We start from the raw sequence: 20,778 nt of genomic DNA, 5'->3' as shown, positions 1-20,778 counted from the left end.
TCGTGCGTTTTTATTGTAGAGACTTCAAAACCATTTGGCGTGTCAATTTGTCCCGGGCGGGACAAGGGGGTATCAGACATCCCCAGAAGAGCAGACACCGGCAGGCAAAAAAAAGGCGCCACCGAAGACCGGGCGCCTCTATGGATCACAGTTGGCGGAGCGCCTTCCAGTGCGTCCGCCCTGCCCCGGACCTTAGAAACTGGCGCGCCCCGAGACCAGGGCAGCCGAGCAAGGGCCGCCCCGCAGCGAGGGCTGCGTCCCCCTTTCCCGAATCGCGCAGCGATTCGAGAGAAGGGGGAAGGCGCGCAGCGCCTCAGGGGGATCGCCCCGCTAAACTTCAAGCCACTCTTTGCGGATGTAGCTGTCGGCCCGCAGGCTGTCCGGTGTGCCCTGGAACACGATGGAGCCGTGCCCCATTACCAGTGCGCGGTCAGAAATCTTCATCGCAATGGTCAGCTTCTGCTCGATCAGCAGCACCGAAATGCCGCGCGACTTGATGGTCTGCAGGTACTGTCCCACCAGCTCGACGATCTTGGGCGCCAGGCCCTCGGTGGGCTCGTCGATGATGATCAGATCGGGGTCGCCCATCAGCGTGCGGCACAGGGTCAGCATCTGCTGCTCGCCACCGGACATCACGCCCGCCTCGGTGTGCTGGCGCTCCTTGAGGCGGGGGAACATCTCGTACATGTCGTCGAACGACCAGCGGCTGTTCTTGCCACTGCCCTTCTGGCCGAGCATCAGGTTCTGGTGCACGGTGAGGTTGGGGAACACGTCGCGGCTTTCCGGCACGTAGCCCACTCCCAGGTGCGCAATCTCGTAGGCCTTTTTGCCGTTGAGGTCCTGCCCCTTCCAGTTGAGGGTGCCTTCCCAGTCCACCAGGCCCATGATGGCCTTGGCGGTGGTGGAGCGGCCCGAGCCATTGCGCCCCAGCAGGGCCACAATTTCGCCGGGCTGCACGTCAAAGGTCACGCCATGCAGCACATGGCTTTTGCCGTAGTAGGCGTGGAGATTTTCGATTTTCAGCATGTCAGTGTCCCGCCCCCTGCTCTTCCGCGATGACCGATCCCAGGTAGGCCTCTTGCACGCGCTGGTTGGCGCGCACCTTGTCGGGCGTGTCAAAGGCAATCACCTCGCCGTACACCACCACAGCGATCTTGTCGGCCAGGCCAAACACCACGCCCATGTCGTGCTCCACCGTGAGCAGCGTGCGGCCTTCGGTCACTTCCTTGATGAGGTGGATGAAGCGCGAGGTTTCGGTCTTGCTCATGCCGGCTGTAGGCTCGTCCAGCAGGATCACGTTGGCACCACCCGCGATGGTGATGCCGATCTCCAGCGCGCGCTGTTCGGCGTAGGTGAGGTTCATGGCCAGCGTGTCGCGCTTCTTGTCGAGCTTGATCATCTCCATGAGCTGCTTGGCGCGCTCGTTGGCATCGTGCAGGTTCGACAGGAAGCGCAGGAACGTGTACTTGTAGCCCATGCTCCACAGCACGCCGCAGCGCAGGTTCTCGAACACCGACAGCTTGGGAAAGATGTTGGTGATCTGAAAGCTGCGCGAAAGCCCGCGCCGGTTGATCTCGTACGGCGCCATGCCATTGATGCGCTGGCCGTTCAGGATCACGTCGCCGCTGGTGGGCGCGAAGCGCCCGCTGATCAGATTGAACAGCGTGGACTTGCCGGCACCGTTGGGGCCGATGATGGCCACGCGCTCACCGGGCGCAACGGCCAGGTTGGCGCCGCGGATGATTTCGGTCTTGCCAAAGCTCTTGCGCAGGTCGCGCAGTTCGAGCGCATAGGTTGCGTTGTCAGCCGCCATGGTTACAAAGCCTCCCCACGCTTGATTTCATGTTCTATTTCTTCCTGGATCCGGCTCCACTGGCGCACAAACTGGCGGCGGCAGAGTTCAAACAGGGCAAAGCCCGTCACCATCACAAACACCGCGCCAAACCAGCTGGTGAAGCCCTTGGCGTTGAGCGTGGCGCCGAGGAAGGTCAGCTCTGGCCCCAGCGCTGCATTGAGCTGCAGGTGGTAGGTCATCTCGATCATGCAGGCCGCGCCCATCACACCCACCAGGGCGGTACCGCCCAGGGCCAGGTACGAGGTCCACAGCTGGCGCAGCTTGCCAAACTTGGCCAGGCGCAGGTTCATCATGATCAGGCTGGCCACGCCACCGGGCGCATACATCACCATGAACAGGAACACCAGGCCCAGATACAGCAGCCAGGCCTTGGACAGCTCGGACAGCAGCACCGACGCCAGCACGAGCAACACCGCACCAATGATGGGACCGAAGAAGAACGTGGCCCCACCCAGGAAGGTGAACAGCAGGTAGCCACCCGAGCGCACCACGTTCAGGCTGTCGGCACCAGTCACGATCTCGAAGTTGATCGTGGCCAGGCCACCACCAATGCCGGCAAAGAAGCCCGCGATGATGAACGCGAAGTAGCGCACCCGCTGCGTGTTGTAGCCAATGAACTCCACACGCTCCGGGTTGTCGCGCACGGCATTCAGGATGCGGCCCAGCGGCGTGCCGGTGAAAGCAAACATCGCCGCCGTGCAAATGAAGCAGTACACGGCAATCAGGTAGTACACCTGAATCGCAGGACCGAAGGTGATGCCAAAGAACGACTGTCCATACACACGGTCGGTGGTGATGCCGCCTTCGCCCCCGAAGAACTCGGGGAACATCAGCGCCATCGATGCCACCAACTCGCCAATGCCCAGTGTGATCATGGCGAACGTGGTGCCCGACTTCTTGGTCGTGACAAAACCCAGCAAGATCGCAAAGAACGCCCCCGCCAGTCCGCCCACGATGGGGATGAGCACCAGGGGAATGCTGAAGCTGCCCTTACCCGCCATGTTCATCGCATGGATGGCAATGAACGAGCCCAGGCCGGTGTACACCGCGTGGCCGAAGCTCAACATGCCGCCCTGCCCCAGCAACATGTTGTACGACAGGCAGATGATGATGAGGTAGCCGATCTGCGAGAGCATGGTCAGCGCCAGGCTGCTGCGAAACAGCATGGGCGCGACGATCAGTGCGACGGCAAACAGCGTCCAGATCACAAAGCGCCCTACGTTCCAGGGCTTGAACCGGTAGTGCGATGTGGCACCAGAAACAGGATGAGTGGTCGAATTCATGGCTTCAGTCCTCCCGCGTGCCCAACAGGCCCTTGGGGCGGAAGATCAGGATCAGCACGAGGAACAGGTAAGGCAGGATGGGCGCCACCTGGGAAATCGTGAGCTTGAGCAAGGGGTAGCCGAAGGTCTGGTCGGTCACGGCCACACCCACTGCCTTGAAGACGTGGATCAGCGAGTAGTCCAGCGCCACGGCAAAGGTCTGCACCACGCCGATCAGCAGCGAGGCAATGAAGGCCCCGGCCAGCGACCCCATGCCGCCGACCACCACCACCACGAAGATGATGGAGCCCACGGATGCAGCCATCGCAGGCTCGGTGACATAGGTGTTACCGCCGATCACGCCTGCCAGGCCCGCCAGCGCGGCACCGCCGCCAAACACCAGCATGAAAACGCGCGGCACGTTGTGGCCCAGCGCTTCCACCATCTCGGGGTACTTGAGGGCCGCCTGGATCACCAGCCCGATGCGGGTGCGGGTGAGCAGCAGCCACACCGACAGCAGCATCAGCAGCGCCACCAGCATCACAAACGAACGCGACTTGGGAAACTGCGTGCCGTACAGCGAGAACAGCGGCCCCTGCAGTTGCTCGGGCAGGCCGTAGGGCACCGTGGAGCGGCCCCAGACCAGCTGCACGACTTCCAGGATCAGGTACGACAGGCCGAAGGTGACCAGCAACTCGGGCACATGGCCAAACTTGTGCACCCGGCGCAAGGCATAGCGCTCAAATGCAGCGCCCAGCACAAACACCACGAGCGGAGCCAGCACCAGCGCTGGCCAGAAGCCCACCACCCCGGAGATGGTGAACGCGAAATAGGCACCCAGCATGTAGAAGCTGGTGTGTGCGAAGTTGAGCACGCCCATCATGCTGAAGATCAGCGTGAGGCCGGAACTCAGCATGAAAAGCAGGAGCCCGTAGCTCACGCCGTTCAGCAAAGAGATCACGAAAAACTCAGGATTCATTGGAATTTTTCATCACGGAGGGAAAAAAAAGGCCCGAGTACGTCGGGCCTCGAAGTTCTGACGACTGGGAACAGGGTCCCAGCGCCAGCGCCACATCAGGGGCGCTTCATCTGGCACGACGTGGGCGTGCTGGCCACGTAGGGTTCGTAGTACTTCAGGGGCACGAAGGTGTAGCCGGTGTTTTCCGAGTCGATGGGGTACTTGCCGCCGGCTTTTTCCCACTTGGAAATGAACAGGCCCTGTTGCAGCTGGTGGTCGGTCTTGCGCATCTCGACTTCACCATTGAAGCTCTTGAACTTCATGCCTTCAAACGCTGCAGCCACCTTGACGGGGTCGGTGGACTTGGCCTTCACGAAGCCTTCGGACAGCATGGTGAAGGCGTGGTACACGGCACCGGTGTACATGTCGTCGTTGAACTTCTTCTTATAGTCCACCACGATCTGGTTCAGCGGGCCAGGCAGGTTCATGTGGGCGTAAGCCACCATGTACACGCGGCCTGCGGCAGCAGCGCCCATGGCGGTGGGGCTGCCAGTGACGGAGCCGTAGTAGGTGTAGAAGTTGACGTTGTTCAGGCCCGCGTCGTTCGCGGCCTTGATCAGCAGCGCCAGGTCAGAGCCCCAGTTGCCGGTGATCACGCTGTCAGCGCCCGATGCCTTGATCTTGGCGATGTAGGGCGAGAAGTCACGCACCTGGGCCAGAGGGTGCAGGTCGTCACCCACGAACTGCACGTCGGGGCGCTTGCGCTGCATCATCTCCTTGGCGAACTTGGAGACCTGGTGGCCGTGCGAGTAGTTCTGGTTGATCAGGTAGACCTTCTTGACCTCTGGCAGGTCCTTCATGTAGGTCGTCAGCGCTTCCATCTTCATGGAGGTGTCTGCGTCCAGACGGAAGTGCCAGTAGCTGCACTTGCTGTTGGTGAGGTCTGGGTCCACGGCAGCGTAGTTCAGGAAGAGTACTTCCTTGCCGGGATTGCGCGCGTTGTGCTTTTCGAGCGCGTCCATGATGGCCAGTGCGGGACCAGAGCCATTGCCCTGCACCACGTAGCGCGCGCCCTGGTCCATGGCCGAGCGCAGTGCGCTGGTGGTTTCCTGAGGGCTCAGTTTGTTGTCGATGCCGATGATTTCAAATTTGACGCCGGCAGGGTTCTTCTTGTTGAACTCTTCTGCGATGAACTGGAAGCTCTTGAGCTGGTTCGTTCCCACGGCTGCCATCAGGCCAGACAGGGGGTCGAGCCAGGCGATTTTGACCGTCTCGCCCTTTTGAGCGAAGGCCCCGCCAGCGCTTGCCAAGATTACCGAGGCTGCTACAGCCTTAATAGCGAACTTCATGCTTTTGTCTCCTTGTAAATCGACACAACGCAGCGTACCGCGTTGCAACAAAGCGATGCTCAGGGATTGCCCCTACCAGCGTCGCACACGTGACTGGCGCTGCGCTCCCCCGAGCGCGCACCAGCCTGGGGCAGTGCAAAAAATGGCGTTCGCAAACGATGCGCACACATGCATTGCCCCACCCTGATCACAGGCCGGGAAGCTTGTAATCCTTGAGCTGCTCACGCAGTTTGGTCTTGAGCATCTTGCCGGTGGCACCCAGCGGAATGGCATCGACAAACACCACGTCATCGGGGATCTGCCACTTGGCCGTCTTGCCTTCGTAGAAGGCCAGCAGCTCTTCGCGCGTGACCTCCGCACCGGGGCGCTTGACCACGGCCACGATGGGGCGTTCGTCCCACTTGGGGTGCGGCATACCCACACACGCCGCCATGGCAATGGCGGGATGGGCCATGGCGATGTTCTCGATGTCGATGGAGCTGATCCATTCGCCGCCGGACTTGATCACGTCCTTGCTGCGGTCCGTGATCTGCATGAAGCCGTCGGCGTCGATGGTGGCAACGTCACCGGTGGGGAACCAGCCCCGGCCCTGCGCGTCGCGCACCAGCGGGTCGCCGCCCTCGCCCTTGAAGTAGCTGCCCACAATCCAGGGGCCCTTGACCAGCAGGTCGCCGTAGGTCTTTCCGTCCCAGGGCAGCTCGTTGCCGTCGCCGCCCACGATCTTCATGTCCACGCCATAGATCGCACGGCCCTGCTTTTGCAGGATCTTCATCTGCTCGTCCTTGGACATGGCGAGGTGCTTGTTCTTGAGCGTGCACAGCGTGCCCAGCGGGCTCATCTCGGTCATGCCCCAGGCGTGCAGCACCTCCACGCCGTAGTCTTCCTTGAACGCGTGGATCATGGCGGGCGGGCAGGCCGAGCCGCCGATGACCGTGCGGCGCAGGGTGGAGAACTTGAGGCCTGCAGGCTTCATGTGGCCCAGCATCATCTGCCACACAGTGGGCACGCCTGCGGCATAGCTCACCTTCTCCGCTTCGATCAGTTCGTAGATCGACTTGCCATCCATCGCCGGGCCGGGGAACACCAGCTTGCAGCCTGTGAGTGCAGCCGAGTACGGAATGCCCCAGGCATTGACGTGGAACATGGGCACCACCGGCAGCACCGAGTCGCGGGCCGAGAGGCACATGACATCGGGCAGCGCCGCAGCGTAGGCATGCAGCGTGGTGGAACGGTGGCTGTACAGCGCGGCTTTGGGGTTGCCCGTGGTGCCGCTGGTGTAGCACATGCTGGATGCGGAGTTCTCGTCAAACTCGGGCCAGGCGTAGTCGGACGAGTGCGCGCCGATCCAGGCTTCGTAGCTGGTCAGGCCGGGAATGCCGGTGTCGGCAGGCAGCTTGTCGGCGTCGCACAGCGCTACCCATTTCTTGACAGTGGGGCACTTGGCGTGCACCGCCTGCACCAAGGGCAGGAAGGTGGTGTCAAAGCACAGCACCTGGTCTTCGGCGTGGTTGATGATCCAGGCGATCTGGTCGGGGTGCAGGCGCGGATTGACGGTGTGGAGCACGCGGCCCGATCCGCTCACGCCGAAATACATCTCCATGTGGCGATAGCCGTTCCACGCCAGCGTGGCCACCCGGTCGCTGAACTGGAGCTTCAAGTCATCCAGCGCATTGGCCAGGCGGCGGGCACGTGCGGCGAGGTCGCGGTACGTGTAGCGATGGATGTCCCCCTCCACCCGTCGGGACACGATTTCGGCGTCGCCGTGGTGGCGCTCTGCGAATTCGATCAGCGACGAAATCAGCAACGGTTGACTCTGCATCAAGCCCAGCATGAATACTCCTTGGATGTTGTAGTGAATGGAACGGTCATCGTAGCGCGCGTATCGGCGTCCGGGTGTCGCCCGCGTCGTGCCCCCGCACGCCACTGGGATGAACCCACGCACGCCGCACCACCGCGCTGGCGTGGCATCGGAGGCGGCACAGCGGCACCGTCGCCGACCCCGTGAACCGCTGCGGAGTGTGCGCCCGACAGGCATGGCTGCCAACACTTGTCGTCCCACTGACAAAGGGCAAGGGAATACCCTGAACCGCAGGCACCGCTGCAGCGACAATCAGGCCCATGCTCTGCGCCGCACCTTCTGCCCAACGCTTCATCGCCGCCCAGCCATGGTTTGCGGGCCTGCCAGCCGCCATGCAGGAGCGGCTGCGCGAAGAGGTGTTTGCCGAGCAGGCTGACAAGGGCGCGGTGATGATGCCCGCCGGCAGCGCTGTGCAGGGCTGGCATGCCGTTCTGTCGGGCCTGGTGATGCTGCAGAGCCCCACCAGCCAGGGCCGGTCGTCCGCCTTCATCGGAGTGCCCGATGGCGAATGGTTTGGCGAAGGCTCGGCCATGAAGCCGGAGCCCCGCCGGTACCACGTGGTGGCGCTGCGCCCCACCACCCTGCTGTGCCTGCCACTGCCGCTGTTTGCCACGCTGCGCGAGACCAGTCTGACGTTCAACCAGTTCCTGGTGCTGCACCTGAACATGCGGCTGGGCCAGGCCATGACCATCATCGAAGCCGGGCGCACCCAGTCCACCGAGCACCGCGTGGCGCTGTACTTGAGCCGCCTGTTCTGGCGCAGTACGCGGCGGCTCAACCTCACACAGGAGGAGCTGGGGCAACTGGTGGGCCTGTCGCGGCAGACCGTGAACAAGGTGCTGCGCTCGCTGGAGGGCATGGGCATCGTGTCGCTGGACTTCGGGCGTGTGGCCATCGTGGACGACGAGGCGCTGAACGCATACCTCGCCGCCACGGCCGCACACTGACCAGCCGCATTCGGCCAAGAGCTGTTCAGCATCTGCAGCGCGAGGGTCATTGAACGCTCAGGCGCACCGCCTTCTGGTCCGCATCAAAGATGAACTTGCGGGGCCAGGGCTGCCAGGTCTGGCCCAGCGTGGCGTTGTTGGGATCACCGGTGTGCACAAACGCCCGCAAGCTGTCCATCATGGCTCGCGACAAGGCCAGGCGCCCCGGCTGGTTGGCGGTGCTGTTGGTCGCCTTCGCAAACACCGAGGGACCGAAGTTGCCAAACACAAACGGCAGGTCGAACGCATGGGCCGCGCCGTAAACATCGTTCCACGGTGCGGGCTGCTGGGCCCAGTTGAACTGGTAGTTCCACACGTTGCTCTGCTGGCTGCGCAGGGCGTTCAGCAGGTTGTCGCGGCTGGCGCCAATGAACACATTGCCCAGCAGCTGTGTGCGTGCGTTGTAGCCCGTGCCTGGGGCCGTCACCGGCAGGTAGGACGCATCCAGAATGTCCGCCGCAGTCAGGGTCGTGGGCGCATCGGGGTCAAAGCGCTGCATCATCGCGAAGCGGTCGGCATCGCTGATCTTCATGCCGGGCTTGCCGCCAAGCAGCACCAGGAAGGGGGCAAACAGCTTGCCCTCCTCGGCCGTGTAGCCGGACAGCACGGGCACCTTCTGATAGCGCCCTGCCCCGATCTCGGCGATGGGGTCGGCCGGCACCACCACACCGTCCGGGATGGGACCGGAGCCTGTCAGCCCCTTTGCCAGCACCGTCTGCAAGATGACCCGCGCATCCTTGCCGCGCAGGTAGCTGGCCACCTGCGCGGGGGGCCAACCGGCCACCAGGGCCTGGGCTTCTGGCAATGCGGGTGCCAGGCCATCGGCCACGGCCAGATGCGCCAGCAGCTGGCTGGCCTGTGTGGCATAGCGGGAGACCGGGTTGAGTGTGGGAATGGACCCGGCGGGCAAGTTGGTCGCCAGGGAGATTCCCCCGCTGATCGGCACCAGTTTGTGGAACAGCCCGCTGGCCTGCGGCGCCGTCAGCAGCGCCAGGGCATTGATGGCCCCCGCCGACTGCCCCATCAACGTGACATTGCCTGCATTGCCGCCAAACCGGGCGATGTTGCCCTGCACGAACCGCAGCGCCTGCACCACGTCCAGCAACGCATAGTTGCCGGTATAGGCGCTGCTGCCCGCGTTGCCTCCACTACCGTTGTTGCCGGCATGCAGCGCGGGCAACTGCAGATACCCCAGCACATCAAGCCGGTAGTTGGCCGTGACCACAACGGCATTGGCCGATTGGGCCAGCGCCGCGCCGTCGTACACCGGGTCGGCGGTGTAGCCAGAGATGGCACTACCGCCATGGATGAAGACCAGCACCGGCAGGTTGTCCTGCGCGGTGGCCGGACGCCAGATGTTGAGGGTCAGGCAGTCTTCGCTGCCCAGCGGCGTGTTCAGCGTCTGGCCAATCGTGTCGTCAAAGCGGTTGTTGGCCCCTGGTCCGTAAATGCGGCCCATCTGCAGGCAGGCGTTGCCAAATCGGGTGGCGCTGCGCTCGCCCGTCCAGGCGGCGGGCTCTGCAGGCGGCTGCCAGCGCAGGGGCCCCACGGGGGGTTGGGCGTAGGGAACGCCCTTCCAGGCGTAGGTGCCGCTGGTGGCGCTGTCGTCCGTACCGCGCACCATGCCGTAGCGGGTTTCGCGCAGTTCGGGCGGCGTACCGCCAGAGCCACCACACGCCGTGGTCATCACAGCGGCGAGACAGGCTGCGCCCCAGCGCAGGCTCTTTGCAAAATAGGCCATGTTGTTTGTCTCCTTCGGGGTTTTCAGGAATGGGGCGGGTCTGCAGAACGCATCACACTCGCGCCTGGGCCCGACCTCGGCGCCGATTGTGGAAACGCCTGGCCTGCAACCCACTATCGCAACCACACCAAAACAGTGACTTCAGAACACCACCCGCGCGTAAACCCTGAGACAGGGGCTTGCCCATGAACCCGCTGCCGCAGCGCACCAGCTCTGCCGCTTGGGTGCGCGGTATTGCCGAGCTGTTTGCGGCCGAGGGCCTGCCGGTGCAGGCTCTGTGTGCTCAGGTCGACATCGATCTGGAGAGCCTGCAACACCCCCACACCCGCGTGGATGTGGACCGCGTCAGTCGCTTGTGGGAGGCCGCGGCCCAGCACTACGCCCGCCCAGGGCTGGGCCTGGACCGCCAACTGGCCGCCCGCTACGGCAAGCTGGACCTGGTGGGCCACGCGCTGGCCTCGGGGCCGAATCTGCTCGAAGGCTTCCGGCACCTGGACCGCCACATGGCGCTGATCTCGGACGCCACCACGTTCTCGATGGAGCGGGACCCGCGCGGCTACTGGTTGGTGCTCAACCACATCGGCGCCTCGCGCCCCATACCGCGGCAGCGGGTGGAGTTTGCGGTGCTCACCCTGCTGACGCTGTGCGACTGGCTCACCCGGCGCGACCTCACACCCTTGGCCGTGGAGCTGGTCACCCCAGCACCGGCCGACGACACGCGGCATCGCGCGGCATTCGGCGTGCCACCCCGCTTTGGCCAGCCGGTGAACCGCTTTCTGATGGCCGAAGCCGACCTGCTGCAACCCATCCCCACCCACAACCCCAGCCTGTGGGCGCTGCACGAACAACTGGTGGAGGCCGAGCTGGGGCAGTTGGGCCCGTTGGGCCAGTCGCTGGTCAGCGCCAAGGTGCGCACCGAGATATCGCGCATGCTGCACCTGGGCGAACCGCGCCGCGAGGACGTGGCGGCACGCCTGCACCTGACCGACCGCACCCTGCAGCGCCGGCTGCAGGCAGAGTCGGTGAGTTTTCAGCAACTGCTGGACGACACCCGCAGCGAGCTGGCCCGCCAGTATCTGGCCGACCCACGCCGCAGCCTGGCCGAGGTCGCCGACCAGCTGGGGTTCAGCGACCAGAGCAACCTGTTCAGGGCCTGCAAGCGCTGGTTCGGCATGCCCCCAGGCCAGTACCGCCAGCAGCTGCTGCAACCTACATCCAGCGCGGCCTTCCTGGCAGCGGCAGCGTCGCTCTAGCGGTTGCAGTGCTGGCCCTCCCCATCCTGCCATGGCCCTGTGGGCGCCGGGGCATCCTGCCTGCGAGACAATCCAGCCCATGACCCTGACCGCCGACAGCGACGCCCGTACCGACCTCGGCCTCGCCTGGGACCACCGCTTTGCCGCGCTGGGCCCCGACTTTTTCACCGAACTGCGCCCCACCCCTCTGCCCTCGCCCCATTGGGTAGGGACCAGCCCCGCCGTGGCGCAACTGTTGGGGCTGGATGAAGCCGCCCTGCGCAGCGACGAGGCCCTGCAGGCCTTCACCGGTAACCGCCTGCTGGCAGGCTCACGGCCCCTGGCCAGCGTGTACAGCGGGCACCAGTTTGGCGTCTGGGCCGGCCAGCTGGGCGATGGGCGCGCCATATTGCTCGGTGAGACAGCCTCGGGGTGGGAGGTCCAGCTCAAGGGTGCAGGCCGAACGCCCTATTCACGCATGGGCGATGGTCGTGCGGTATTGCGCTCCAGCATCCGCGAGTTTTTGTGCAGCGAAGCCATGCACGGCCTGGGTGTGCCGACCTCGCGCGCGCTGTGCATCACTGGCTCCCCAGGGCAAGTGCGCCGCGAGGAGATCGAGACCGCTGCTGTCGTCACCCGCGTGGCACGCAGCTTTGTGCGCTTTGGCCACTTTGAACACTTTGCAGCCAACGGCCAGGAGGCCGCGCTGCAAACGCTGGCCGACTACGTCATCGACCGCTACTACCCCGAATGCCGGGACGGCACCGACCTGGCAGGCAACCCCTACGCCGCCCTGCTGCAGGCGGTGAGCGAGCGCACCGCGCGCCTCATGGCGCAGTGGCAGGCCGTGGGCTTTTGCCACGGGGTGATGAACACCGACAACATGAGCATCCTGGGCCTGACGATTGACTATGGGCCCTTCCAGTTTTTGGACGCTTTTGTGCCCGGCCACGTGTGCAACCACAGCGACTCGCAAGGCCGCTACGCCTACAACCGCCAGCCCAATGTGGCGTACTGGAACCTGTTTTGCCTGGCGCAGGCGCTGCTGCCGTTGATCGGCGACCAGGACCTGGCCAAGCAGGCGCTGGAGTCGTACAAGACGGTTTTCCCAGAAGCCTTCATGGCCCAAATGCGCGCCAAGCTGGGGTTGGTGGAGGCCAGCGATGGCGATGGCGCACTCATCGACGGGATCTTGCTGCTGCTGGCCCAGAACGGGGTGGACTACCCCATCTTCTGGCGCCGCCTGTCGCACGCCGTGGGCACCCAAGACATGGAGCCCGTACGCGACCTGTTTGCAGACCGCGCCGGCTGTGACCAATGGTTGCTACTCTATTCAGAGCATTCGAGGCATATGGATGTAGCGCATCAAGCCGATTTGATGCTTAAAACCAATCCCAAGTTCGTGCTGCGCAACCACCTGGGCGAACAGGCCATCCGTGCGGCGAAACTTGGCGACTTTGGCGAACTCCAAACCCTGCAGCGGCTGCTGGAGCGCCCGTTTGACGAGCACCCAGGGCACGACGCCTACGCCGCCTTCCCGCCCGACTGGGCGTCTTCCATCGAGATCAGCTGTTCATCATGACCCACCCTATCCAGAAGACAGATGCCGAATGGCAAGCCGTGCTGCGCGAAAAAGGCGCCGAACCCGTGGCCTTCCAGGTCACGCGCCATGCCGCCACCGAGCGCCCCTTCACCGGCAAGTACGAAGCCCACTGGGCTGACGGCAGCTACCACTGCATCTGCTGCGGCGCCAAGCTGTTCGACTCGGTCACCAAGTTTGATGCGGGCTGCGGCTGGCCCAGCTTTTCCGAAGCCATCCCCGGTGCCATCACTGAAATCGTGGACCGCAGCCATGGCATGGTCCGCACCGAAACGGTGTGTGCACAATGCGGGGCGCATCTGGGCCATGTGTTTGAAGATGGCCCAGCGCCCACCGGGCTGCGGTATTGCATGAACTCGGCATCGCTGGACTTCGAGTCCGGAGACCGCTGAAGCCCGGCATTTCTTGCTGATTCCATGAAAATTCTGATCGACTTCTTCCCCATCCTGCTGTTCTTCGGGGCCTACAAGTTCTACGGCATCTACGTAGGCACCGCCGTGCTCATGGTGGCCACGGCCTTGCAGATGGCCATCATCTACGCCATCGACCGGCGCCTACAGACCATGCACAAGGTCACCCTGGTGCTGATCCTGCTGTTTGGCACGCTCACACTGGTGCTGCAGGACGACCGGTTCATCAAATGGAAACCCACTGTGCTCTACGGTGCGATGTCGATGGCCCTGGCGGTGGCGCTGTGGGCGCTCAAGAAGAACTTTCTCAAGATGCTGTTGGGGAGCCAGCTGGACTTGCCCGACGCCGTCTGGCAGCGCCTGAACGTGGCCTGGATCGTCTATTGCGCATTCATGTCGGCTATCAACGCCTACGTGGTGATGAACTTCAGCACCGAGGCCTGGGTGGACTTCAAGCTCTGGGGCTATGTCTTTCCGCTGCTCTTCCTGGTAGCCCAGGGCATCTACATCGCCCCCCACCTCAAAGGCGATGAGCCCACCACCTGAAAGCGCACAAAGCCCATGACCTCCATCGCAGACCAGATGCACCAGACACTGGCCGACCGCCTCGCCCCCAGCCACCTGGAGGTGCTGGACGAAAGCGCGGCCCACGCGGGCCACGCAGGCGCCAACGGCACCGGATTTGGCACCCATTTTCGGGTGCGGATCGCGTCACCTTTCTTTACAGGACGCACCCGCGTGGCCCAACACCGCCTTGTGTATGATGCGCTGCAAGAATTTATTGACCAAGGCGTTCACGCCCTCGCCATTGAAGTTCTCTGAACCGGCCCCAGATCCATAGCTGCCGGATTTCAGCTGGCAAACAAACCCCTTATTTTTTTGGATTTCGCATGAAGAAACAGCTCCTGTCCGGCCTGGTGGCCGCTGCCGTGCTGGGCACGTTGGCCCTGCCCGTTTCCGCCCAGAATGTCGCCATCGTCAACGGCAAGGCGGTTCCCAAGGAGCGTGTCGAAGCGCTCAAGCAGCAGGTGGAACGCTCGGGCCGCCCTGTGACGCCCGACATCGAAGGCCAGATCAAGGAAGAAGTCATTGCCCGTGAAATCTTCATGCAGGAAGCCCAAAAACGCGGCCTGGAAACCTCGGCCGACTACAAGTCCCAGCTGGAACTGGCCCGCCAGGCCATCCTGATCCGCGAGCTGTTCGCCGACTTCCAGAAGACGAACCCCGTCACGGACGCTGAAATCCAGGCCGAATACGACAAGTTCGTGGCTGCCAACAGCGGCAAGGAATACAAGGCCCGCCATATCCTGGTGGAAAAGGAAGCCGACGCCAAGGCCATCATCGCGTCCATCAAGAAGGGCGCGAAGTTTGAAGACATCGCCAAGAAGCAGTCCAAGGACCCAGGCTCAGGCGCCAAGGGCGGCGACCTCGACTGGGCCAACCCATCGAGCTACGTGAGCGAATTCACCGAAGCGCTGGTCAAGCTCGAAAAGGGCAAGATGACCGAGACGCCCGTGAAGAGCCAGTTTGGCTGGCACATCATCCGCCTGGACGACGTGCGCCAAGCCGAGCTGCCCAAGCTCGAAGAGGTGAAGCCACAAGTCGCACAACAGCTGCAACAGCAAAAGCTGGCCAAGTTCCAGGAAGACCTGCGCGCCAAGGCCAAGGTGGAATAAGCCAACGGGCACTCAGCCGTTCTGACAACAAAAAAAACGCGACCTCGGTCGCGTTTTTTTATGGGCTCAGGCTGTGCCGCAATCCCACCTAATTCACGAGGCTCAAGTCCGCCCCATCACCCACACCACCGCCATCAGCAGGCCAATCATCACCGGCTGGTGGAGCATGTAGTAGCTCAGGCTCCACCGCCCCAGCGTTGCCAAAGGCGTGAGCCCGCCGGGTAGCCGCCACTGCAGCCAACCCTTGCGAGCGTGCACCGCCCACTGGCCTGCGGCGAGCCCCCACCAGAGCACACCGAGCCACGGCAACACGGGCACATAGTCTTCGGTGAACGGCTTGCGTGACACCAGCCCCAGCCAATTCAGCGCTCGCCCATTGAACCAGGGCGCGGCATCTGCCCATACCCCTGTCAGAAGCTGCTGCGCGGCCCACGGCAAGGCCACTGCCACAAATCCGGCCGGCCACAACCAGCGCCCCCAACCAGCGGTACAACGAGCGATGAGCAACATCACCGCCATGCCGTGCAGCACACCAAAATAGATGAAGCTGGCTGGAAACATCACAAACGACCCGGCAGATACGAGCAACGCGCACCCGGCGATCTGCATCCACCGACGCCCAAACCTGCGCCAGCCCTGCCCCTGGTGCCAGGCGATGGCCTGCCCCAGCCCTGCACAGAACAGGAAAAGGCTCACGATCAATGTGCGCTGCGTGGTCCAGAAAGGATCCACACGAAAGTTCTGTGGCCACAGACCGAAGTGGCTCAGATCAAAACAGAAGTGGAACACCGTCATCCACACCATCGCTACGCCACGCAATGCATCGACGGTGTCGTAACGACGCATGGCAAGGGAGTCTGGCCCATAGGGCTGCGTTGCAGAAGCCTCAGCTGCTTTGGAATGCACGGAAAGGGTCATGGGGGTAGCGGCCAAGCACCTGTGCGCGATACACGGCAGGGTCAGGTGCAAATGAGTGTCTACGGGCGTCTGTGGGCGATGGAGCCAATGGTACGGAGATTCGGCCTGCCTTCCGACATACCCGCTGAACATGGCATTGATCCGCCGCCAGTGAGCCTGTTTGTTCCGACGCGATGCCTCGAAGCGAGCAAGAAAAAAGGCCTTGCAGCATGTGCTGCAAGGCCTTCAAACATTGGTCGGAGCGGCGGGATTCGAACTCGCGACCCTCTGCTCCCAAAGCAGATGCGCTACCAGGCTGCGCTACGCTCCGACAGCTCGTATTCTAACCCGCCAAATTCCCCGTTTTGGATTCAACGCCTGCTTTTTTGACTTTTTTTAGAAAGTGGCAAGGCGAACAGATGACGGGGGAAAGGCCCAAAGGCCGCGACATGGCAAAAGACGAACCAGAAAAATCAAAAACCTTCCCCGATCTACCACGGACCGGGAAAAAAAACGATCAGCGGCTGGACGACGGGCCAGGGCCACGACCTGCCAGGTGGCGGAAGGTGATGCGGCCCTTGGTCAGGTCATAAGGCGACATTTCGAGCGACACCTTGTCACCCGCCAGGATGCGGATGTGGTGCTTGCGCATCTTGCCGCCGGTGTAGGCGATCAGTTGGTGACCGTTGTCCAGCGTGACGCGAAAGCGCGAGTCCGGCAAGACTTCCGTGACGGAGCCCTGCATTTCAATGAGTTCTTCTTTGGCCATGTGTTTCTCTATCTCTTCAAAGCAAATGTTCTGTGGTCGGCGCCTGAGCGGTTTTTTGCATTCACCACGGCAGCTGCAGCGTTGTCGAAACTCGACACACGGTGCATGGCGGGCGGTGGGAGTCGCTGCACCCAGGGCGCAGATCAGGCAGAGGGCCGGGAGACGGCGTCAATGAACAGGCGTCAGCGCTGCGCAAAGCCTGTCAATTGTACCGCGACAACCTGTAAGTTGCCTATGGCACGGCCGGTGCCCTCTGTGGCGCGGGCGCCGCGCCCATTCATCAGGACCGCAGCTGCCGCCCGCTATCGCGCCTGCACTGCGGAGGCCAACGTACGCACCAGGTCGGTCTGGGTGATAATGCCCACGAGGTGGTCCACGTCATCCACGATGGGGATGTGGTGGTGGCCACCCTGCGAAAACAGGGGGACCAGATCCATCGCGTGCTGCCCCGCACGCGCCACCTGCACCGGGTGCGACATGATCTCGCCCACAGTCTGAGGCTGCCCGCCGCGCCCCATGACCAGCGTGCGCAAGCGCTGCCCCAACCCCTCGTGGGTGTCCAGATTCGCCAGCCGCATGAAGTCCGCCACCGTCACGATGCCAATGACGTCGCGCTGGGCATCCACCACGGGCAGTGCCTTGATCTGCTGCAGCCGCATCAGCGCCCACGCTTCTTTGAGCGAAACTCCGGCCTCCACGGCGTACGGCGGGCTCGACATGATGTCCGCGCAGCGCAATTCCCCCAGCGTCCGCTGGAAAGCAGCACGACCCGCCAGGTGCAACAGCCCTTCCAGGTCCGCACGGCTCACGTCGAGCACCTGGTTGTAATGGGCCAGCGCCGCATCCACGTCCGATGCAGTGAAGGCCCCCTGGCTTGCTGCCGCCTTCGGCGCGACGCGCTGGGGGTGTGGATAGCGGCGGCCCGTCAACCCGTTGTAGACCACGGCGGCAATCAACAGCAGCACCACGTTGAAGAGCACCGGAAACGCGGCCAGGTGCCAGCCATCGCCCGAGGTGAGCACCACGTACAAGGCCATGGCCCCGCCCGGCGGATGCAGACAACGCAAAGGCACCATGAGCGCAATCGCCAGCCCCACAGCCACCGCCCCCGCCAAGGCCTTGTCTGAAATCAACGCAGAACAGACCGCCCCTACCAGCGCCGACAACGTGCTGCCCCCCAAAACCGGCCAGGGCTGGGCCAGCGGGCTGGAAGGCATGCCGAACACCAGCACGGCACTGGCGCCCAGCGAAGCCACCATCCACGGGCCCGAGCCATTGCCCTGGGCCCACCAGCGACTGAGCCATGCCGTGAGCAGCACACCGATCACCGCGCCCACCACAAAGCGCAGACGCTCCTTGCCATCAATGCCCAACGGGGCGGGCCAGAAATGACGCAGCCATTCGGTCAAGCGAGCCGCCCAAGACGGCCGGGATGGGGCGGAAGGTGACAGGTCGGAGGGAGAAGAAGACATACAGAATAAAAATGCGGATACAGCGGCAAGCTGCATCAACTCGGCGCAGACTGCGGGATGGTGGGCTACGGTGCAGTCCACAACGCTATCGCCCGGCCAGGCCGTCTGACCATATGCGACGGACCGGATGATCAGACCACGATTGTGCAGGCAGCGCCATGCTGCTGGGGTGCGGGAGGTTTTCGGTGCGACGGGGAGTTGCTGCGCCCCGTGCTGGAAACTACCTAGAACGCAAGCCCAAATCGGCCACCCCAATCCGAAAACACGCTCTATACTGCACAAAAATTCAATACATGCATTTTAATTCATGTTTCAAATTTTCCGTTGGGCTGTAGTGACCATCCACATTGGCACCCATGCCGCACCGATCCGTCAGGCCTCTCAGCAGCGAAGACAAAAAAGCCGTGAAGCCACCCCCGCTCGTGAAGCCCGAAACGAGCGCTGGTACGGGTAACCCATAGGTATTCACCACCGAACGCTTGCAGTAAATTACTTTAAGCCTAAACAAAGGAGACAAGCCCCATGACCACCCGCCGCCTCGTCATCAGCCGCAGTGCCGCCCTCGTTGGCGCAGCATCCACGGGCCTGCTGCTGCCCTCCATCGTGCGTGCGCAAAGCGGCAAAGTGCGCGTGGGGTTCATGCTGCCCTACACCGGCACATTTGCCCAGCTGGGCGTGGCCATTGAAAACGGCGTGCGCCTGGCCATCGACCAGCAAGGCGGCAAGCTCGGCGGGCGCGAGATCGAATGGTTCAAGGTGGATGACGAGTCCGAGCCCAGCAAGGGCGTGGAAAACGCCAGCAAGCTGGTGCAGCGCGACAAGGTGGATGTGCTGATCGGTACCGTGCACTCGGGCGTGCAGATGGGTATCCAGAAGGTGGCGCGCGACACCGGCGTGCTCAACCTGATCCCCAACGCAGGCGTACACGCAGCCACCCGCGCGCTGTGTGCCCCCAACGTGTTCCGTACTTCGTTCAGCAATTCCCAGCCCACATTGGCGCTGGGCAAGGCCATGGTCGAAAAGGGCCACAAGAAGGCCGTGTGGATCACCTGGAAGTACGCGGCTGGCGATGAGGCCTTCGAGGGCTTCAAGGAAAGCTACACCAAGGCGGGTGGCACCATCGTCAAGGAACTGGGCCTGCCCTTCCCCAACGTCGAATTCCAGGCGCTGCTGACCGAGATTGCCGCGCTCAAGCCCGATGCCGTGGCCTGCTTCTTTGCCGGTGGCGGCGCGGCCAAGTTCATCAAGGACTACGCGGCCGCCGGCCTCAAGGACAAGATTCCGCTGTATGGCTCGGGCTTCCTGACCGAAGGCGTGCTGGACGCTGCGGGCCCAGCGGCCGACGGCATCATCACCACCATGCACTACAGCGACTCGCTCGACACACCGCGCAACAAGCAGTTCCGCCTGGAATACGCCAAGGCCTTCCGCAGCCAGCCCGATGTGTACGCCGTGCAAGGCTACGACACCGGCCTGCTGCTGGTGCAGGGCGCCAACGCGGTCAAGGGCGACCTGTCTGCCAAACCAGCCGTCATCAAGGCGATGGAAAGCGCCGTCATCGACAGCCCACGCGGCAAGTGGACGATGAGCAAGTCCCACAACCCCGTGCAGGACATCTACCTGCGCCGGGTGGAGAACAAGGAAAACAAGGTGATCGGCGTGGCCGCCAAGGCACTGGCCGACAGCGGCGCCGGTTGCCGCATGGGCTAAGCCGTTCGGTCGGCCCATTTTCCGCCCCAACCGCCCGGCTTGCGTGCCGGGCTTCCTCCGCCGGCCTCGTTCTGCGCGGGTTGATTTTTTGCACTCCAAACCCAGCCCTCCATGGATTTCGCGACGTTCCTGATCCAGCTGCTCAACAGCGTGCAATACGGCCTGCTGCTGTTCATGCTGGCGGCCGGGCTCACGCTGATCTTCGGGATCATGGGCGTGGTGAACCTGGCGCACGGCAGCTTTTACATGCTGGGGGCTTACCTCGCATATTCGCTGTCGGGGCATTTCGGCAGCCTGGCACTCGCCATCGTAGGCGGCGCGCTGCTGTCGGTGGTCTTCGGGCTGGCGCTCGAATGGCTGCTGTTCCGCCACTTCTACCACCGCGACCATCTGGACCAGGTGCTGCTGACCTTCGGGCTGATTTACATCTTTGAAGAACTGCGCTCCATCCTGTGGGGCGACGATGTGCATGGCGTGCCCATCCCCAAGGTACTGGACTGGTCGATTCCGCTCACAGACACCCTCTCCTACCCGGTCTACCGGCTGTTCATCTCGGGCGTGTGCATTGCGCTGGCTGTGGCGCTGTACCTGCTGATCTCCAAGACCCGCCTGGGCATGAAGATCCGCGCTGGCGCATTCAACCGCGACATGGCCGAGTCCCTGGGCGTAAACATCAAGCTGATCCATGCCATCGTGTTTGCGCTCGGTGTGGGCCTGGCGGCGGTTGCGGGCATGGTGGCTGCACCCGTATCCAGCGTGTATCCCAACATGGGCTCATCGGTGCTCATCATGTGTTTTGTGGTGGTGGTGATCGGTGGCATCGGCTCGGTACGCGGTGCGCTCATTGCGGCGCTGCTGGTGGGCTTTGTCGATACGTTTGGCAAGGTGCTGCTGCCACAGGCAGCGGGCATGCTGGTCTACATGCTGATGGCGGCGGTGCTGCTGTGGAAACCCGAGGGCCTGTTTAAACAATGACTCCCCCCACGCTCGTCACTTCGTGTAT

Annotated in this window: 19 protein-coding genes and 1 tRNA gene; 9 read left to right on the top strand and 11 right to left on the bottom strand. The window is 63.2% G+C overall.

Annotated features, from left to right (window positions below; translation table 11 throughout):
- Positions 1 to 330: 330 nt before the first annotated feature.
- From ACODSM_RS07510 to ACODSM_RS07485, 6 genes are all read right to left on the bottom strand, one after another.
- On the bottom strand, positions 331 to 1,026 hold the full coding sequence (locus ACODSM_RS07510; RefSeq protein ID WP_060987409.1) for an ABC transporter ATP-binding protein: 696 nt from the start codon (positions 1,024 to 1,026) through the stop codon (positions 331 to 333).
- Between the two features lies 1 nt (position 1,027).
- Entirely contained in the window at positions 1,028 to 1,813 is a 786-nt protein-coding gene (locus ACODSM_RS07505; RefSeq protein ID WP_056645290.1) for an ABC transporter ATP-binding protein, read from the bottom strand.
- Positions 1,814 to 1,815: 2 nt separating this feature from the next.
- A complete protein-coding gene (locus ACODSM_RS07500; RefSeq protein WP_060987410.1) occupies positions 1,816 to 3,138 on the bottom strand; it encodes a branched-chain amino acid ABC transporter permease in 1,323 nt (440 codons plus the stop codon).
- A 4-nt stretch (positions 3,139 to 3,142) separates the two neighbouring features.
- Positions 3,143 to 4,096 carry a branched-chain amino acid ABC transporter permease gene (locus tag ACODSM_RS07495; protein WP_056063520.1) on the bottom strand — a complete coding sequence of 318 codons (954 nt, stop codon included), beginning with the start codon at positions 4,094 to 4,096 and terminating at the stop codon, positions 3,143 to 3,145.
- 95 nt (positions 4,097 to 4,191) lie between these two features.
- Complete coding sequence (locus tag ACODSM_RS07490) at positions 4,192 to 5,424, bottom strand: branched-chain amino acid ABC transporter substrate-binding protein (protein ID WP_060987411.1); 1,233 nt, start codon at positions 5,422 to 5,424, stop codon at positions 4,192 to 4,194.
- 187 nt (positions 5,425 to 5,611) lie between these two features.
- Entirely contained in the window at positions 5,612 to 7,255 is a 1,644-nt protein-coding gene (locus ACODSM_RS07485; protein WP_488804828.1) for a 3-(methylthio)propionyl-CoA ligase, read from the bottom strand.
- Positions 7,256 to 7,542: 287 nt separating this feature from the next.
- Between ACODSM_RS07485 and ACODSM_RS07480 the strand changes: the two genes are divergently transcribed.
- Positions 7,543 to 8,229 carry a Crp/Fnr family transcriptional regulator gene (locus ACODSM_RS07480; RefSeq protein WP_488804827.1) on the top strand — a complete coding sequence of 229 codons (687 nt, stop codon included), beginning with the start codon at positions 7,543 to 7,545 and terminating at the stop codon, positions 8,227 to 8,229.
- 46 nt (positions 8,230 to 8,275) lie between these two features.
- On the opposite strand, the gene ACODSM_RS07475 is transcribed toward ACODSM_RS07480, so the two are convergent.
- Positions 8,276 to 10,009: a carboxylesterase/lipase family protein gene (locus ACODSM_RS07475; RefSeq protein WP_488804826.1), complete on the bottom strand. Its 1,734-nt coding sequence runs from the start codon at positions 10,007 to 10,009 to the stop codon at positions 8,276 to 8,278.
- A 185-nt stretch (positions 10,010 to 10,194) separates the two neighbouring features.
- On the opposite strand from ACODSM_RS07475, the gene ACODSM_RS07470 reads away from it, so the two are divergent.
- The 6 genes from ACODSM_RS07470 to ACODSM_RS07445 all read left to right on the top strand — a co-directional run bounded on the left by ACODSM_RS07470 (position 10,195) and on the right by ACODSM_RS07445 (position 14,927).
- A complete protein-coding gene (locus ACODSM_RS07470; RefSeq protein WP_488804825.1) occupies positions 10,195 to 11,262 on the top strand; it encodes an AraC family transcriptional regulator in 1,068 nt (355 codons plus the stop codon).
- Between the two features lie 79 nt (positions 11,263 to 11,341).
- Positions 11,342 to 12,823 (top strand): protein adenylyltransferase SelO, encoded by a 1,482-nt coding sequence (locus tag ACODSM_RS07465; protein ID WP_488804824.1) that lies wholly within the window; start codon positions 11,342 to 11,344, stop codon positions 12,821 to 12,823.
- Entirely contained in the window at positions 12,820 to 13,233 is a 414-nt protein-coding gene (gene msrB, locus ACODSM_RS07460) for a peptide-methionine (R)-S-oxide reductase MsrB (protein WP_309824521.1), read from the top strand. The genes ACODSM_RS07465 and msrB overlap by 4 nt, the downstream gene beginning before the upstream one ends.
- A 24-nt stretch (positions 13,234 to 13,257) precedes the next feature.
- Positions 13,258 to 13,797, top strand: coding sequence for a septation protein A (locus ACODSM_RS07455; protein WP_488804823.1), 540 nt, complete (start codon positions 13,258 to 13,260; stop codon positions 13,795 to 13,797).
- Between the two features lie 15 nt (positions 13,798 to 13,812).
- A complete protein-coding gene (locus ACODSM_RS07450; protein ID WP_343734632.1) occupies positions 13,813 to 14,073 on the top strand; it encodes a BolA family protein in 261 nt (86 codons plus the stop codon).
- Positions 14,074 to 14,141: 68 nt separating this feature from the next.
- A complete protein-coding gene (locus ACODSM_RS07445; protein WP_015014400.1) occupies positions 14,142 to 14,927 on the top strand; it encodes a foldase protein PrsA in 786 nt (261 codons plus the stop codon).
- A 102-nt stretch (positions 14,928 to 15,029) separates the two neighbouring features.
- Here ACODSM_RS07445 and ACODSM_RS07440 read toward each other — a convergent pair whose 3' ends face one another.
- The 4 genes from ACODSM_RS07440 to ACODSM_RS07425 all read right to left on the bottom strand — a co-directional run bounded on the left by ACODSM_RS07440 (position 15,030) and on the right by ACODSM_RS07425 (position 18,065).
- Positions 15,030 to 15,773: an acetyltransferase domain-containing protein gene (locus tag ACODSM_RS07440; RefSeq protein ID WP_488804918.1), complete on the bottom strand. Its 744-nt coding sequence runs from the start codon at positions 15,771 to 15,773 to the stop codon at positions 15,030 to 15,032.
- 305 nt (positions 15,774 to 16,078) lie between these two features.
- Positions 16,079 to 16,155: transfer RNA gene (locus ACODSM_RS07435), tRNA-Pro, on the bottom strand.
- A 186-nt stretch (positions 16,156 to 16,341) separates the two neighbouring features.
- Positions 16,342 to 16,593 carry a translation initiation factor IF-1 gene (gene infA, locus ACODSM_RS07430; RefSeq protein WP_015014402.1) on the bottom strand — a complete coding sequence of 84 codons (252 nt, stop codon included), beginning with the start codon at positions 16,591 to 16,593 and terminating at the stop codon, positions 16,342 to 16,344.
- 302 nt (positions 16,594 to 16,895) lie between these two features.
- Positions 16,896 to 18,065: an HPP family protein gene (locus ACODSM_RS07425; RefSeq protein WP_488804822.1), complete on the bottom strand. Its 1,170-nt coding sequence runs from the start codon at positions 18,063 to 18,065 to the stop codon at positions 16,896 to 16,898.
- 522 nt (positions 18,066 to 18,587) lie between these two features.
- Here ACODSM_RS07425 and ACODSM_RS07420 point away from each other — a divergent pair.
- Together ACODSM_RS07420 and ACODSM_RS07415 are read left to right on the top strand one after the other, a co-directional pair.
- Positions 18,588 to 19,775 (top strand): ABC transporter substrate-binding protein, encoded by a 1,188-nt coding sequence (locus ACODSM_RS07420; RefSeq protein ID WP_015014404.1) that lies wholly within the window; start codon positions 18,588 to 18,590, stop codon positions 19,773 to 19,775.
- Positions 19,776 to 19,886: 111 nt separating this feature from the next.
- Entirely contained in the window at positions 19,887 to 20,750 is an 864-nt protein-coding gene (locus ACODSM_RS07415) for a branched-chain amino acid ABC transporter permease (protein ID WP_015014405.1), read from the top strand.
- Positions 20,751 to 20,778: the final 28 nt, after the last annotated feature.

This window comes from Acidovorax sp. FG42 (assembly GCF_057809195.1).
Note: the sequence above shows the minus strand (reverse complement) of the source record. Positions and strands in the feature narration are given on the sequence as shown.